This is a genomic window from Methylocaldum szegediense, from assembly GCF_949769195.1.
In the GTDB taxonomy this organism is placed as follows: Bacteria; Pseudomonadota; Gammaproteobacteria; order Methylococcales; family Methylococcaceae; genus Methylocaldum; species Methylocaldum szegediense.
Genome location: NZ_OX458333.1, coordinates 4,465,944 through 4,480,719 on the forward strand (window position 1 = coordinate 4,465,944; position 14,776 = coordinate 4,480,719).

General features: G+C 56.3%; 11 protein-coding genes and 1 pseudogene. 6 read left to right on the forward strand and 6 right to left on the reverse strand.

Annotated features, from left to right (window positions below):
* Nucleotides 1-25: 25 nt before the first annotated feature.
* Nucleotides 26-457 (forward strand): VOC family protein, encoded by a 432-nt coding sequence (locus tag QEN43_RS19575; protein WP_026609926.1) that lies wholly within the window; start codon nt 26-28, stop codon nt 455-457.
* A gap of 165 nt (nt 458-622) precedes the next feature.
* Here QEN43_RS19575 and QEN43_RS19580 read toward each other — a convergent pair whose 3' ends face one another.
* From QEN43_RS19580 to QEN43_RS19600, 5 genes are all read right to left on the reverse strand, one after another.
* Entirely contained in the window at nt 623-3,304 is a 2,682-nt protein-coding gene (locus tag QEN43_RS19580) for a UPF0182 family protein (RefSeq protein WP_051331557.1), read from the reverse strand.
* Nucleotides 3,305-3,649: 345 nt separating this feature from the next.
* Nucleotides 3,650-4,441 carry an OmpA family protein gene (locus QEN43_RS19585; protein WP_026609927.1) on the reverse strand — a complete coding sequence of 264 codons (792 nt, stop codon included), beginning with the start codon at nt 4,439-4,441 and terminating at the stop codon, nt 3,650-3,652.
* A gap of 382 nt (nt 4,442-4,823) precedes the next feature.
* Nucleotides 4,824-5,150, reverse strand: a complete 327-nt coding sequence (locus QEN43_RS19590; RefSeq protein ID WP_156912750.1) for a c-type cytochrome — start codon at nt 5,148-5,150, stop codon at nt 4,824-4,826.
* Nucleotides 5,151-5,413: 263 nt separating this feature from the next.
* On the reverse strand, nt 5,414-5,674 hold the full coding sequence (locus QEN43_RS19595; protein WP_026609929.1) for a hypothetical protein: 261 nt from the start codon (nt 5,672-5,674) through the stop codon (nt 5,414-5,416).
* Nucleotides 5,675-5,914: 240 nt separating this feature from the next.
* Nucleotides 5,915-6,361 carry a hypothetical protein gene (locus QEN43_RS19600; protein WP_162144280.1) on the reverse strand — a complete coding sequence of 149 codons (447 nt, stop codon included), beginning with the start codon at nt 6,359-6,361 and terminating at the stop codon, nt 5,915-5,917.
* A 188-nt stretch (nt 6,362-6,549) separates the two neighbouring features.
* Here QEN43_RS19600 and msrB point away from each other — a divergent pair, with 188 nt between their 5' ends.
* The 3 genes and pseudogenes from msrB to QEN43_RS19615 all read left to right on the forward strand — a co-directional run bounded on the left by msrB (nt 6,550) and on the right by QEN43_RS19615 (nt 11,225).
* Nucleotides 6,550-7,071: a peptide-methionine (R)-S-oxide reductase MsrB gene (gene msrB, locus QEN43_RS19605; protein ID WP_084161819.1), complete on the forward strand. Its 522-nt coding sequence runs from the start codon at nt 6,550-6,552 to the stop codon at nt 7,069-7,071.
* A 301-nt stretch (nt 7,072-7,372) separates the two neighbouring features.
* The gene (ppk1, locus tag QEN43_RS19610) at nt 7,373-9,700 is read left to right on the forward strand and encodes a polyphosphate kinase 1 (RefSeq protein WP_162144281.1); all 2,328 of its coding nucleotides are present in this window, start codon (nt 7,373-7,375) and stop codon (nt 9,698-9,700) included.
* 269 nt (nt 9,701-9,969) lie between these two features.
* Nucleotides 9,970-11,225: pseudogene (locus QEN43_RS19615) on the forward strand (IS256 family transposase).
* A 129-nt stretch (nt 11,226-11,354) separates the two neighbouring features.
* Here the strand turns inward: QEN43_RS19615 and ppx are convergent.
* Nucleotides 11,355-12,860, reverse strand: coding sequence for an exopolyphosphatase (ppx, locus tag QEN43_RS19620; RefSeq protein ID WP_036268100.1), 1,506 nt, complete (start codon nt 12,858-12,860; stop codon nt 11,355-11,357).
* 149 nt (nt 12,861-13,009) lie between these two features.
* Between ppx and QEN43_RS19625 the strand changes: the two genes are divergently transcribed.
* Both QEN43_RS19625 and QEN43_RS19630 read left to right on the forward strand, forming a co-directional pair.
* Nucleotides 13,010-13,948, forward strand: coding sequence for an ABC transporter ATP-binding protein (locus QEN43_RS19625; protein ID WP_026609934.1), 939 nt, complete (start codon nt 13,010-13,012; stop codon nt 13,946-13,948).
* 27 nt (nt 13,949-13,975) lie between these two features.
* Nucleotides 13,976-14,740, forward strand: coding sequence for an ABC transporter permease (locus QEN43_RS19630; RefSeq protein ID WP_026609935.1), 765 nt, complete (start codon nt 13,976-13,978; stop codon nt 14,738-14,740).
* Nucleotides 14,741-14,776: the final 36 nt, after the last annotated feature.

Genomic DNA, 14,776 nt, shown 5'->3' on the forward strand with positions numbered 1-14,776 from the left:
TATCCTCTTCGAGTGGGAGCACGGCATGGAAACGCAGGAACTGCACCGCGGCCGGCTGATAGACCACATCCAGTTGGTCGTAAAAGACCTAGCCGCCACGCGGCGCTTCTACGGCGCCGTCCTCGAGGTTCTTAACATCCCCATCGGCGGGTCCGGCGACGGCTATTTCTGGGCCGACGAGCTGTTCTTCTCGACCCCCGGCAGCCCGACGACGGCGCAGGGCATGCTCACGGGGCGTATGCACCTGGCCTTCCAGGCCGAGAGCCGCAGCATGGTGGATGCGTTCTACAGGGCGGCGCTGGAGAACGGCGGCAGGGACAACGGCCCGCCCGGAGAGCGTCCCTATCATTCGGGCTACTATGCGGCGTTCGTGCTCGACCCGGACGGCAACAACATCGAGGCGGTCTACCATGGCGAAGCGAGGCGCAGCGCCCGGTCCGTGCGCATCACCTTCTAGCCTGCCCGGCCAAGGAACCTGTCTTGTCGAGCTAAAACCTACCCTTGATCAGGATCGGGTGCCTTTTCGGTATACCTCGTGAAGGCCGATTACGCAGTGAGGTTTTCCGTTGCCCCGCGCGCGACCGGCATCGGGGCATTCTCGGCATATCTGCACCAGTGCCCTTTACATCGGCCTTATTTCAGGCAACCGCGAAGGCGGCTCCGGCGGCACCGGCTGAGGGGTGGCAGGCTCGGAGGGCGCTTGAGGAGCCAGTTGTTTGAGCCGCGCCTGGAGTTTTTCTATTCCCGTTTCCAGAGACGGATCCATAATGACGACATTCCCCATCGAAAGAATGATGCGCTGGAGTTCGGGGATTCTCGTGGTGCCGGTCGAGACGATGTATACCGGTTGTATGTACAAAACCGAGTGGCCCACTGGCAGCACGATGATCCGGCCCCGCAGCACGTGTGAGCCTTTTTGGTCCCAAAGGGCAAATTGTCTAGCGATTTCTGGGTCTTGGTCGATCAGAGCGCTAACCTGGGACGGTCCATCGACTTGGACTTCCCGGCTGAATCGGTAGAGGACGATTTCCTTGATAAATTCGGGGCGCCCTCCGCGGGCGGCAGGCGTGCCTGCGACCGCCAACACACTGAGGTTGCTCCGTCCTATAGGAGTCATTGGGTTGATCAGGACGAAGTTTTCCGGCTCGCGTAGCCCTTCGAGGAGATAAGTCGTGAAGTAAAAGGGTTTCATTACGGAATCGCCGACTCTGGCAAAGTCCCAAGTCTCTGCCTGCTGGAAGAACAATGCGGGGTCAGTCTGATGATATCGGGCGTAGATGCTCATCTGCGTCGTGAACATATCCTTGGGATAGCGGAGCTGTTCTCTGAGCATCGGCGGCATGGTGCGCATATCCTTGAAGACGCCCGGATAGGCTTTTTGGTATCCCTGGATGATGGGATCGTTCGGATTCGCGACGTAATAATCGACCTTGCCATCGAAAGCGTCGACGATAACTTTAACGGAGTTGCGGATGTAATTGAACCGTTTGTCCTCGCGGTCGCGATTGAAGCGGTTGGTCGAGGTCTTGGAAACCGGATACAGGTCGGATGTCGTATAGGCGTCTATGATCCAGTAGATCCGTTTGGGGGTAACGACTGCGTAAGGGTCGTTGTCCAAGGACAAAAAGGGCGTCAGGTGTTTGACACGGTCGACAATATTCCGCCGGAACAGTGCTCGGCTGTCGCCGCGGATATTGACGGAGAAAAACAGGTTTTGGTCACGGAGGTAAATGGCCAGGAGCAGTCGTCGGAACAACGAGGAAATCGGAACGCCACCGCTGCCGGTATAGTTGTAGCTGGATTCTTCGTCGAAGCTGGAAATGCCCACGACGCTAAGCCGGTTCGGCACGACCGCGTAGGGCAGGTTTTCTTCGCCGAAATAGATATCGGGCTTCTCGATGGAGAAGCCGACGCTCGATTGGAGGGTCAGGTCGCGGAGAAACCATGCCATGGGCGTCTCCCCGTCCTGGGCGGCCGGCGTGATGACCGCACCGTAGCCGTGGGTATATCGGAGATGGGTGTTCTCCCAATTCTGCGCCTCGGGCGGCAGCTTGGCGATGTTGACCTCCCGCGCGGACAGATTCACCTGCTCGAGCCTTCCGTTGATCATATAGCGCGCGATGTCGACGCTCGGAAAGTGGTAGTAGGGCCGAATGCCCTGCATCTGCTGATAGACGTCGTCAAGGTATTCGGGATCCCAGACCGGAATGTTGTACAGGTGTTCGCGAAAAGCTTGATCGAGAATGTCTTGATCAGGAAGACCCGGCATGACGTCTATGATCTTGATATCGTTAAGCTCATAGGCGGCAAGCGTCGCATTGATATTGTTCTGCATGAACTCCTGTTCGACTCTGACCGGGTTCGGTTTCACCACGAACCGATCGATCAGGCCCGGTATGAAGTCAATCTTACGCAAGCCCAAGGAAGCGCCAAGAACGAGGACCAGGGTGACCAAAGCAGTCAGTCCTTTGCCTCGATGCGCATAGATTAAGGCGGCTGCCGCCGCCCCGAGCAGGCTTAGAATCGCGAGCCAGATCAGCGGCAAGTGATATCGAAGTTCGATGAACCCCGGCCCGAAGAACTGAGGCTCATGCACGTCCGTGTACAGCAACCCGAAGCGGTCCAGAATGAAACCCCACGCGATGACCAGCGAGGTAATGACGACCAGGCCGCTCAGGTGGATTCTCGCGCCGAGAGGCCATTCCCGTTTTTCACCGGGGAGCAAGCGGTGCTCCAGCCAATAGAGGAAAGCGATTGCCAGCGTCGCGATGACCGACGTGACGAGCAACTCCCTTTGGATCAACCTGAAGATGGGATAGGAGAACATGTAAAAGCTGACATCGTGCCCGAATACCGGATCGGCAATTCCGGCGCTGGGCGCGAACAGGAACAGTAAGGCGGCGTCCCATTGTTGGTAAAACGGAATCGCGATGAGAATCGCCAGGATCAGGGATAGCGGCGTGTAGACCCGCATGGAACCGGTTTGGAAGAGCTTCAACAATCGCCGATAGCGCGTTCCTTCGGTTTGGCCCAGTCTGGCGAAAGCCGTCTCGTCTATGCCGAGATAACGGGACGCGGCCCAGAAATTTAGAAAGAAAATGAAGAAAAAGAACAGCGTGACGCTGCCCGACAAAATATAGCGATACAGAACTTTGAGCCAAAAATATCCGCCGTATTCGAGCTCGTCGTGCCACCAAAAATCCACTATGAAATTCGTCAAAGCGATGCCGGATGCCAAAAGCACGACAGCCAAGCCAATGACGGCAGCGGCAGTTAACATCAGCAGTCGTTTCCAATTTTGCATAGAGTCCTCTCGGGTAATTCTGATTCTTGATGTCGGACTGGTTGGAATGAATGGAAGCGGAGCCGCCGTTTCAAGCAAGCGGCATCGGGGAGCCGAACTGGAGTCGTGTAAGTAGCGACCAGATTACACCTAAGATAATACCTAGTCCTTACTGAGACAAGTAGAGACTCGATGAGTGGCAAGGCCGTTCGAGAAGGGGAGGCGGAACCGTTGTCCGCCCCCTCGGCGGCTTGGGCAGGTTAAGCTGCCGTTTCGTGATTGAATCGCGCGTGAAACGGACGTATCTCGAGCTCAGCCGCAAAGCTCAAGGTGAGCCCGCAAGTAAAGCAAACGTTACCCGATGGATCAGTACGGATACGTTCTGGTCGGATAAGTTTGCTGCGGATAGCCAGCGGGTTGTTGCGGATAGCCGTTCGGCTGCTGTGGGGAGGTTCCGGCAGGAGGATAATAGCCTTGATCCTGCTGCGGTACGGGTTGTTGTTGCACAGCGGCTTGATTGGGGCGGATCAATAGTTCCACCCGGCGATTGCGTGCTTTTCCTTCTTCCGTGCTGTTGCTGGCGATGGGCTGGCTTTTCCCCATTCCGATCGTTTGCAGGCGGCTTCCGGAGACACCCTGGGCCATCAAAAATTCGGACACCGCATTCGCTCTACGGCGAGATAAGTCCATATTGTAGGCATCGCTGCCATCCGAGTCGGTATGCCCGACCACGGTGAGTAATGTTTCCGGAAATTGATTCAACGTCGTCGCGACCTGAGTCAACGCGCTCGCGGCTTGCGGCGAGATTTGGTCGGAGTTGTAGGCGAACGTGACGTTGCTCGGCATGTTCAAGACCAGATCATTGCCACTCCTCTGCACTTCAATTCCGGTGCCGGCCAATTGGTCGCGCAGTTGCGTTTCCTGACGATCCATGTAGGCACCTACGCCTGCACCCAGCAAACCGCCTACTCCAGCCCCAATAAGAGCTCCTTTGCCCTTGTCTTTGGCGATGACGGCGCCTAGCCCGGCTCCAGTGGCCGCACCTATCACAGCCCCTGTGGCGGTCTTGCCGAATTGAGGCGAACCACCGTAAGGACCGCTCGCGCAGCCTGCCAACAATGCAGCGATTGCACCGACGATGATCGTTTTGTTCGTCATTATGGTCTCCTCGAATGAACGTATCTATTGCGCGAAAGGGCGGCACCTTATGAGATTGCCGCATCCCCCCAACAGACACAGTGTAACGTAGGTATCGTTCATGGACCTCATCAGTCCGGAGGAGGAGCAGAAATCGAAACAGTCTTGCGATGATCCCGATGGCGCGGCGGGGCTCGGTGCGTGACGGAAGAAGTCGGAAACCGGTCGTTCGAAAATCGGCGGATTGTTCAGCGAAACCCTAGAGCTCGCGCTCCACTGATTTCGGTTTGTTCAGCCAATCCGCAAAGGTGCGCGTCCGGTCAGAGGACGAAAACACCTCTGCGGACCGATTAGGCTTCCGTTCCCGGCAAAGCTCAGCTCATTTCGCTTTTTTGGGGCCAAGTCACTGCATTTCGGCCAAGTCGCCCGCCGGGATGGCGCCATCAGAACGGCCTTTGATATAAGCATAAAGTCCGTCAATGTTATCGACTACGGCTTTATTGCCTTTATAGGCAGGCATATTTTTCCGGCCTTCCAATACGACCTGTTGGAACTGCTCTTTCGAGAGGTTTTTCATGCTGTTTAGCAGATTGGGAAAAGCGGGGCCGCCCTCGCCGGTAGGCCCATGGCAGGTTTCGCAACGTTGCCGTTTGTAGATTTTCCAGCCTTCGTAGGTCGCTTTATCGACCTTGTTGCCTTCGACCTTGTAGGGCGCTTCGGCGCGTGCCATTTGCGCGACGGCCAAGATCAAACAACAGGCGATGATGCTCGAAACCAATTTAACTGCCCGTGCGGGATGAGTGTCCATAATCAGATTCCTCCTAAGCTTGTGTTTGAACAGTTGGGCAGACAACGGTCGCCGGTCTCCCGAGCTCACCACCGGATCATCTCACACGATGGACGACAATTAAAACGGCCAAAATGCCTCGGCGAAACGGCCAAAAACGTTCTCGGTTGGAAGCCTTTAGTTCCGCTCGGGAAGACCATACCGACTTAGATTTCTTCTCGAAGGCGGCGCATCAGCCAGCCGCGAAACAGCGCGGAATCCGAAATAGTGGGTAGGCCCTTTGTCTCCAGGAATTTCTCCAATTCGTCCTGAGAAGTGGGTTCCCGTTCGTTCTCGTACCAAAAAAGGTCGAGAAGAAATTCCCGCCCAAATTTTGCTTGAAGGCGGGACCGGCTTCTCATCTGTTCCGCCAGTCGCTTCGCTCTCAAGGCTTGAAGGTCGATCAAATTGGATTGCTGGTCGGCCATGCCGAATTCCCCCGTAAATTGGATTTTTGGCTATCAATTAGGCCTGTAACGCCTGCCGGCACGTCGAACCGACGAAGCGGTATAGACCTGGATTTGGCGCATGCGGTTTATCGCCGCGCCCGGAATAGCGGGATTATCGCAAAGCGAGCATTCGAAAACACGGATGGCCGCCAGATTTAACGGCAAACGCGCGGCGCTGGATATTGAAGAAAAGGGCCGACGGGCGTGTAGCCCATCGCCTCACGGATCGTATTCCACGTGAATATGATGTTTTTCGCGGATCACCTGAAATTCGCCGCCTAAACTCCTCTGTAGCTCATGAGTGACCTTTTTGCAGATCGATGGAGCGAAATAGCGCGAGCGGAGGTCGACGGCCAAGCCCGCATAATGCAAGCTTCCCTTTTTATGACGGCCGTCCAGTCCGGATGTAACGACCAGCACTTTGCCGTGCCTCATCCAAATCCGCCCAGCTTTGTGAATAGCGGTGTGCATTTTCGCGTCCAACCCGTGCAGAACGACGCCTTTCTTGACTGCTACTGGGGTCGGAGACTTCAAGAGAGCATGCGTGTCTGCCACCCTAGCGAGTTCATTGCCCATTGCGAAAGTCGGTTTGGCAAACAAAATGGCCGACAACATGAGCAGAGCTTCGGTCGTTCTTGCGGGAATTCTCCTTGACTCCGGTCGCATTTCGCCCTCCCGGAAAATCCAGTCAGTCCACGAATAAAAAACGTTAGACGAGCTCGCGAGATCAGGGTTTTGATGTCGACGGATTTTTTAGAGGGTCTCACTGTAATAGCGGTCGAAAACGATTTGGTGTAGAAGAAAAAATCGGAAAATGATGCGTCAGCCTGTTTGAATGCCGACGCAGAAGTGTCATGAAAGTCTTGTTATTATTGTTTACCGCATTGTTTTTCGGAGATCTGGCCATGGCTTGGGATCCCTCGCAATTCAAGAAAGAGAGCAAAGAGGAGCTCCGCAAAAAACTGACCAACGAACAGTTCAGAGTCACTCAGGAAAATGGCACCGAGAGAGCCTTCCAGAACGAGTATTGGGATAACCATCGGGAGGGCATTTATGTGGATGTCGTATCGGGCGAGCCGCTTTTCAGTTCGCTCGACAAATTCGATTCTGGAACCGGGTGGCCGAGTTTTACCAAGCCCTTGGAGCCGGACAATATCGTGTACCGGCAGGATAGATCCTGGTTCATGGTTCGCAACGAAGTTCGCAGCAAACACGCCGATTCCCACCTCGGTCACGTGTTCGATGACGGTCCGCCGCCCACTGGAAAACGGTTCTGTATGAATTCGGCAGCCTTGCGGTTCATCCCCAAGGAAGACCTGGAAAAAGAAGGTTACGGGGAGTATCGCGGTCTTTTTGAAGGCACGAAGGACGAATAAGGGCCTTTTGTCGCCTGGTCTCTAACCCTTTGACTGAGCTTGGGACCTCGAGCTCGTCGAAAGGCATGAAGAAATCCACTCGTTCAGAGCTTCCTCGAAGAAGATTAAAGAAGAGATGAGGCGGGGGCGACCCGTTTCATCACCAAATCGCCCCATAGCTTCCTTCTCGCTCGAGCTGGGGATCCGTCGCGTCGGCACCGGTCCCGGCTCAGGCCGTTTCGGAATGTGCCGTGCTTTTCCGAACCTGTGCGCGCCGCGTTGCGCTATGATTGCCGGATCGGGAGCATCAGGAGAGATACGCTTGATCATCAACCAGGTAAAAGGCATCACCAAATCCACTCGAACCATTTTGGCTGAACACGGCATCTTTTCAGTCGAAGAACTGGCGAACGCCGACGTCGAGCAATTAGTCAAATTACCGGGATTCAACAAGGCCAAGGCCATGCGCATGATTCGGGCGGCCAAGTACCTGGTGGGCGACATGGGAAAAGCGACCGATGCCAGAAGGCTGCTGGAGAAACGTGTCGAAGGCGCGGCCGAAGGTCAGAGCGCTATTGGTTCCGTCGATCTATCCGACGGGCAGCTTTACATCAACCGCGAGCTGAGCTTTCTGGAATTCAACCGGCGAGTGCTCGAACAAGCCAAGGATGAACGTACCCCGCTGCTCGAGCGACTCAATTTCCTTTCCATTTCCTGCTCCAATCTAGACGAATTTTTCGAGGTCCGCGCCGCGGGCTTGATTCAACTCGCTGAAATCGGCGCAACGCAAACCGAGCCCGACAGCCTCGCACCGCAAGAAACCCTGGCGGCGATCAGCGCACGTGCCCATGAACTGGTGTCCGAGCAATACCGGGTGTTGAACCAGATTTTGCTGCCCTTACTGGCGGAGCAAGGCATTCGGTTCGTCCGCAGGAGCGAATGGAATGCTTCTCAGCAAGCCTGGCTCAAAGCCTATTTCGAAAAGGAACTGCTGCCGATTCTGAGTCCCATCGGCCTGGACCCTGCCCACCCGTTTCCACGCATCTTGAATAAAAGCCTGAATTTCATTGTGCCTTTGTCGGGCAAGGACGCTTTCGGGCGCGACATCAAACTGGCCATATTACAGGCGCCGCGGGCTTTACCGCGCATCATTCAGTTGCCTCCAGGCGAAACTGAGAGCGGTCCGTATGATTTCGTGTTTCTCTCGTCCATCATTCATGCCTTCGTCGATGATCTGTTCTACGGCATGAAAGTGCGCGGCTGCTATCAGTTTCGGGTGACGCGCAACAGTGAGATGTACCTCGACGAGGAAGAGGTGGACGACTTGCTGCGCGCCTTGGAAGGTGAACTGAGCACGCGTAATTACGGAGACGAGGTGCGGTTGGAAGTGGCGGACAACTGTCCGGACGAGATCGTCGAGTTTTTGCTGAGCCAGTTCGGACTCACCGAGGATCGCCTTTATCGGGTAGACGGTCCGGTGAATCTCAGCCGAACCCGCGAGGTGTACGATCTGATCGATCGGCCTGATCTTAAATATCCGCCGTTCACCGCCGGGTTTCCGGTTCAGCTTGCCGGCGGACGGGACATCTTCGCGGCGATCAAAAAGCAGGACATCCTGCTGCACCAGCCCTATGAATCCTTCACGCCCGTGATTGAGCTAATCCGGCGGGCGGCCGACGACCCTCAGGTGGTCGCGATCAAACAGACTTTGTACCGGACCGGTCCGAATTCGCCCATTGTGGACGCGCTCCTCAAAGCGGCCCGAGCCGGCAAGGAGGTTACGGTTGTGGTGGAACTCAGGGCGCGTTTCGACGAAAAGGCCAACATTTCTCTGGCGACGCGCTTGCAGGAAGCGGGCGTGCAGGTGGTCTACGGCATCGTAGGTTACAAGACCCACGCTAAGATGTTGCTGATCCTAAGGCGTGAGGGCCGGCACCTGCGCCATTACATCCATCTCTCCACCGGCAATTATCACCCTCGCACAGCTCGTATCTACACCGACTATGGGCTTTTGACCGCCGACCAAGAATTGGGGGAAGACATACGCCGGGTGTTCGTCCAGCTGACCAGTCTGGGCAAAGTAGGGCGGCTCAACAAACTTTTGCAATCGCCATTTACTTTGCACCAGACCCTGCTTAGAAAAATCGATCGCGAAATCGAGCACGCGTCAGCCGGCCGGCCTGCCCGCATCATCATCAAAGTGAATTCGGTGGCGGAGTCGCAGTTGATCCAGGCGCTTTACCGAGCTTCCATGGCCGGTGTGGAGATCAAGTTGATCGTCCGCGGAATCTGCTGTCTACGCCCGGGGATCCCCGGCGTATCCGAGAACATCGAAGTCCGCTCGATCATCGGGCGATTCCTGGAGCACAGCCGAGTCTACTGGTTCGAGAACGGCGGCCACCCGGAAGTGTATCTCGCGAGCGCCGATTTCCTCCCGCGCAACATGTTCCGTCGAGTGGAGATCTGTTTCCCCATCGAGAACAAGAAACTGGTCGAACGTATTCGGGCCGATTTGGACCTTTACCTCCGGGACAATAGCCAAGCCTGGCTTTTGACTTCCGACGGAAGCTATCGACGTGCACAGACCGAGGGTCCACGCAGCATCGAGGCACAGACCGTTCTGTTGGAACAACTGAGGAAACCGAGCTGAATAAGGGGGATGCGTCCGGGACGGACACGCCCTTTGGCCGATCGGGAGCCTAGAGCGTTTTCATCTCGCTTGTACGGGAAAACAAGCCTGGCAAGAGTCGTTTGGTGCCTTCGGCCAGGGTAGATCGGCTCAAGCTTTCGTAGGCCGGCAATGCTTTTCCGACAAAGCCGTGAGTTATGCTCGAAAGTTGTGGATGAGGGATTGAGGTAGGCGGCGTATTCTGGAGGGTCTTCAAGGTCATCCCTTCCTACAAGAGGAGCGAATACGCCATGAGTGACGATAAGATCATTCCGTTGAAGAATCCAGGGGCACCAGCTCCCGTGGCGGATGCCTTAACGGAGTTGTTACGGGAAGGCGCCCAGCGGATGCTGGCGGCGGCGATCGAAGCGGAGGTTGCCGCCTTTCTGGAGCGATTCAAGGACGAGAAAACGGCGGATGGGCGCCAAGCGGGTGGTGCGGAACGGTCATCTACCGACGCGGTCCATCCAGACCGGTGTGGGTCCTATCGAGGTCAAGGTGCCGCGGGTGCGAGATCGGTCGAAGGCGATCCGGTTGACCTCGGCGATTTTGCCGCCGTACCTTCGGCGCCCCCAGAGCCTTGAGGCGTTGTTGCCGTGGTTGTACTTGAAAGGGATCTCGACCGGGGATGTTCAGGAGGCGCTGACGGTGCTGTTAGGGCGGGAGGCGCCCGGATTGTCGGCGAGTACGATCAGCCGCTTGAAAAGAGGCGTGGAAGGACGAGCATCAGCGTTGGTCGCGGCGGGATTTGTCGAACCGGCGTTATGTGTATCTCTGGGTAGATGGCATTCATTTCGGGGTACGGCTGGAGGATGCGGCGCAGTGCATTCTGGTGGTGATAGGGGCTACGGCGGACGGCAAGAAGGAGTTGCTGGCGTTGGCTGATGGCTATCGGGAGAGCGAACCGTCCTGGCGCGAGGTGCTGTTGGATCTCAAAGCCCGGGGTCTCACCCTTGATCCGCACCTGGCCATCGGCGATGGCGCCTTAGGCTTCTGGAAAGCCTTACCGCAGGTGTACGGGACCACCCGTGGCCAACGCTGTTGGGTCCATAAGACGGCGAATGTGCTCAATAAGCTGCCCAAGAGCCAACAGCCCAAAGCCAAAGCGGCGCTGCACGAGATCTGGATGGCCGCCACCCGGCAGGAAGCGGAGAACGCGTTCGATCATTTCGTCGAGGTGTATCGGCCCAAGTAGCCCAAGGCGGTGGCCTGCCTGGAAAAGGATCGGGAGACGCTGTTGGCGTTCTACGATTTTCCGGCGGAGCATTGGATTCACCTGAGGACCACTAATCCAATTGAATCCACCTTTGCCACGGTGAGGCTCAGAACCGCTAAAACGCGAGGCTGCGTGTCACGGGGAAGTATTCTCGCGATGGTGTTCATGCTGGTGAAAAGCGCCGAGCGACACTGGCGGAGATTGAATGGAGTTCCGCGGCTGGCTCAGGTCATTGAGGGAGTCGTGTTCAAGGACGGCGTTCAGGAAGACGCCGAGAAAGTCGCCGCCTGATCAACTCCCCATACAGAAAAATTGGCCATTACTCAAGCCGTTGGCCCAACGGTACTGTCGGGAACGGATTCCCAACCTACTCGCGGATGCCCTACAGTAGGCATGAAAGTACTCTAGCCCGAAGCCCTCTCAGAGATAAGTCAACTCGATCCCTGCAGGTCTCAGATTGCGGGCTTCTTGCTCTAGATCAGCCGCGGTCAATGGATGATTTTCGAGCCATTGGCTCGGAAACCGCAGAACAACTCGCGATTCGCTGAGCTCGATTTTGATGTCGACAGGCAGGTTGCCCTGCCGGCTGCGGTTCAAGACGATGGCGAGCCGCAACAGTACAGACATGGGGCGAGCGGCCTCTTTCCATGGTCGGGGCAATTCCTTGAAAAGCTTGAACTGGAATTTCCGTCGGTGTAGTCGCACCAAGGTGGCCAGGAGCATTTGATCTTGGCGCGAAAAGCCGGGCAGATCAGCATTTTCGATGATATAGGCGCCGTGCTTGTGATATTGGCTGTGTGCGATGTCGAAGCCGATTTCGTGCAGACTCGCCGCCCAGTTCAGCCATTGTTCTGCCGTTTCCCGATCGATGCAGCCGATCGATGGAATCTGGTCTAGAAAAACCTTCAGCGTAGCCTGAATACGAGCGACCTGTTGCAAATCGACGTGATAGCGGGTCGCGAGCGCAGCCACTGTGCGGCTTCGGATATCGTCGTGATAGATTCGGCCGACTAGGTCATAAAGCAAACCTTCCCGCAAAGCTCCGTCGGAAACCTGCATCTCCCGGATGCCGAGTGCCTTGAAGGTCGCGTACAAAATGGCGAGGCCGCCCGGGAAAATCGGGTAACGGTCCGGGTTGAGGTCCGGGAACCCGGTCTTGTCGACTCGTCCGAGACTTAGGAGTGTTTCGGTCAGCCGGTTGAGCCCTTCCAAGGTAATCCTGTCCTTGCTCCAGCCGCGGCCGATCACGAGTTTTCGTATCGCTCGCGCGGTTCCCGATGCGCCGACGGCTTCGTCCCAGTGGTCGCTGCGAAAGGCGTATTGGAAAGGTTCCAGCTCGTACTGGGCCGCGATGACCGCATTCTTGAAGCGTTTGCCGGTGACCTTGCCTTCGGGAAAATAGGCGAGGCTCATGGATACGCACCCCATCCGCACGCTCTCCTTGCGAAGCGGAACCTTGTCCACGCCGATGACGTATTCGGTGCTGCCCCCGCCGATGTCGACCACCAGCCGCCGCCTGCCGTCCGTCGCCAGGCTTTGAGCGACTCCCGCGTAGATCAGCCGGGCTTCCTCTATGCCGGAGATAATGTCGATCGGATGTCCCAAAGCTTTTTCGGCCCGAATCAGAAACTGCCCGGCGTTGCGTGCCGCCCGCAAGGTATTGGTGCCCACCGCACGTACACTGCCCGGCGGTAGATCACGAAGTCTTTGGCCGAAACGGTCGAGGCAGGCGAGCGCCCGTTGCTGCGCCTCTTCAGTCAAATATCTCTGAGCGTCGAGCCCCGCGCCCAGCCTGACCATTTCGCGCAGACGGTCTACGATGATCAGTTCGCCGGCTCGAAGCTTAGCCACGACCATGTGAAAGCTGTTGGAGCCGAGATCCACGGCCGCGACGTGCTCGGGAGGATGTTTCTGCGTTTGACTCATGGATTTCTCGGAGAGGAAAGGAGGGGGATTAGCGAGGGTGGTATTTGTTACAATCTCGCGGTTAACCGAGTCGCCCCTCCATGTTGTCAAAGCCGGGGGCTCACGTTTCGCCGTATTTTCACAAATATCACCGGCAAATACAGCCCAAAATGAACGCACTCTCCATTCGCAATCTGCGGAAAACCTACCACAACGGCTTCGAGGCCCTAAAAGGCATCGATCTCGACGTGAAAGCAGGAGATTTCTTCGCGCTTTTGGGACCGAACGGTGCCGGAAAGTCGACGACGATCGGAATCGTCAGTTCTCTGGTCAGAAAGACCAGCGGCACGGTCAAAGTCTTCGGCCACGATCTCGACAAAGAGCGGGAAGCCGCCAAGCGCTGTATCGGCCTGGTGCCGCAGGAGGTCAATTTCAACCAGTTCGAAAAGGTTCTGGATATCGTCGTCAACCAGGCCGGGTATTACGGGATACGCCGGAAAGAGGCGTTGCGGCGTGCTGAGGAGTGCTTGACCCAGCTGGGTCTCTGGGACAAAAGGAACAGCGTTTCGCGGCACCTGTCGGGGGGTATGAAGCGGCGCCTGATGATCGCGCGGGCTTTGGTTCATTCGCCGAAGCTTCTCATTCTCGACGAGCCCACAGCCGGCGTGGATATCGAGATTCGCCGCTCAATGTGGGAGTTTCTGAGGAAAATCAACCAGGAAGGCACCACGATCATATTGACGACCCATTACCTGGAGGAAGCCGAAAACCTGTGCCGCCACATCGCCATCATCAATCATGGACAGATCGTGGAGCACAATGCGATGGCGAGCTTGCTGAGAAAGCTCCACACCAATCGCTATATTCTGGAACTGAGAAATGCCGCGCCATTCATCCCGGCGGTCGAGGGCTATCAACTCGAGCCTCTCGAGGACCACACGTTGGCTGTGGATGTGCCCTTGGAGCTTGGGCTACATAGCTTGCTCGATCAGCTTGCCGCGCATGGGCTCGAGGTGGTGAGCCTGCGTAATGCTGCAAATCGGCTGGAGCAGTTATTCATTGATCTGGTGGAAAACCAGCGCGTCGACCAGGCGCGGAAAACCGCCTGACAGCATTGTCCGAAAAACGACAACAGCATGCCTTACCTGATTGCTTTCAAGACCATTCTCTTCAAGGAGATTTACCGTTTCGTCCGGATCTGGCCTCAAACCATCCTGCCGTCCGCGATCACCACTTCACTCTATTTTTTGATTTTCGGCACCTTGATCGGCGGGCGGGTGGGTCCCATGGCCGGAATGTCCTATGTGGACTATATCGTGCCGGGTGTAATCCTGATGTCGGTCATCACCAATGCTTACGGCAACGTTGTAGCGTCTTTCTATTCCACCAAGTTCCAGCGGAACATCGAAGAAATGCTCATTTCGCCGATACCCAATTGGATCATTCTCGCGGGCTATGTCGGCGGGGGCATAGCTCGCGGATTCGCGGTAGGTGGTGTGGTGGGTATCGTCGGCTTGTTTTTCACCGATATCCGGCCGGCGCATCCCGGCCTCGTCGCGAGCGTTTTCCTTTTGACCGCGGCCCTGTTTTCACTTGCGGGCTTTATCAATGCCATCTACGCGAACAGCTTCGACGATATCTCCATCGTTCCGAATTTCGTTCTCACCCCCCTGGTTTATTTAGGGGGCGTCTTCTATTCCGTCGACCTACTGCCCGATCTGTGGCGGCAGATCTCCCTCGCAAATCCGATTCTCTACATGATCAATGCCTTCCGTTACGGGTTCGTCGAAATTTCCGACGTGGACATCCGTACGGCGTTTTTCATCATCGGAGGCACCATCTCAATTCTCATCATATGGAGCTTAGTGTTGCTCAGGCGCGGCACGGGGCTAAAGACGTAAGCAACTCCGAATAAAATGATCCGATTTGTGGTCCCA

Excerpts from the sequence above, each read along its gene's own strand:
- QEN43_RS19575 (WP_026609926.1), top strand. The coding sequence starts at position 26 with ATGGAAACGCAGGAACTGCACCGCGGCCGGCTGATAGACCACATCCAG.
- QEN43_RS19580 (WP_051331557.1), bottom strand. The coding sequence starts at position 3,304 with ATGCAAAATTGGAAACGACTGCTGATGTTAACTGCCGCTGCCGTCATT.
- QEN43_RS19585 (WP_026609927.1), bottom strand. The coding sequence starts at position 4,441 with ATGACGAACAAAACGATCATCGTCGGTGCAATCGCTGCATTGTTGGCA.
- QEN43_RS19590 (WP_156912750.1), bottom strand. The coding sequence starts at position 5,150 with ATGGCACGCGCCGAAGCGCCCTACAAGGTCGAAGGCAACAAGGTCGAT.
- QEN43_RS19595 (WP_026609929.1), bottom strand. The coding sequence starts at position 5,674 with ATGGCCGACCAGCAATCCAATTTGATCGACCTTCAAGCCTTGAGAGCG.
- QEN43_RS19600 (WP_162144280.1), bottom strand. The coding sequence starts at position 6,361 with ATGCGACCGGAGTCAAGGAGAATTCCCGCAAGAACGACCGAAGCTCTG.
- msrB (WP_084161819.1), top strand. The coding sequence starts at position 6,550 with ATGAAAGTCTTGTTATTATTGTTTACCGCATTGTTTTTCGGAGATCTG.
- ppx (WP_036268100.1), bottom strand. The coding sequence starts at position 12,860 with ATGAGTCAAACGCAGAAACATCCTCCCGAGCACGTCGCGGCCGTGGAT.
- QEN43_RS19625 (WP_026609934.1), top strand. The coding sequence starts at position 13,010 with ATGAACGCACTCTCCATTCGCAATCTGCGGAAAACCTACCACAACGGC.
- QEN43_RS19630 (WP_026609935.1), top strand. The coding sequence starts at position 13,976 with ATGCCTTACCTGATTGCTTTCAAGACCATTCTCTTCAAGGAGATTTAC.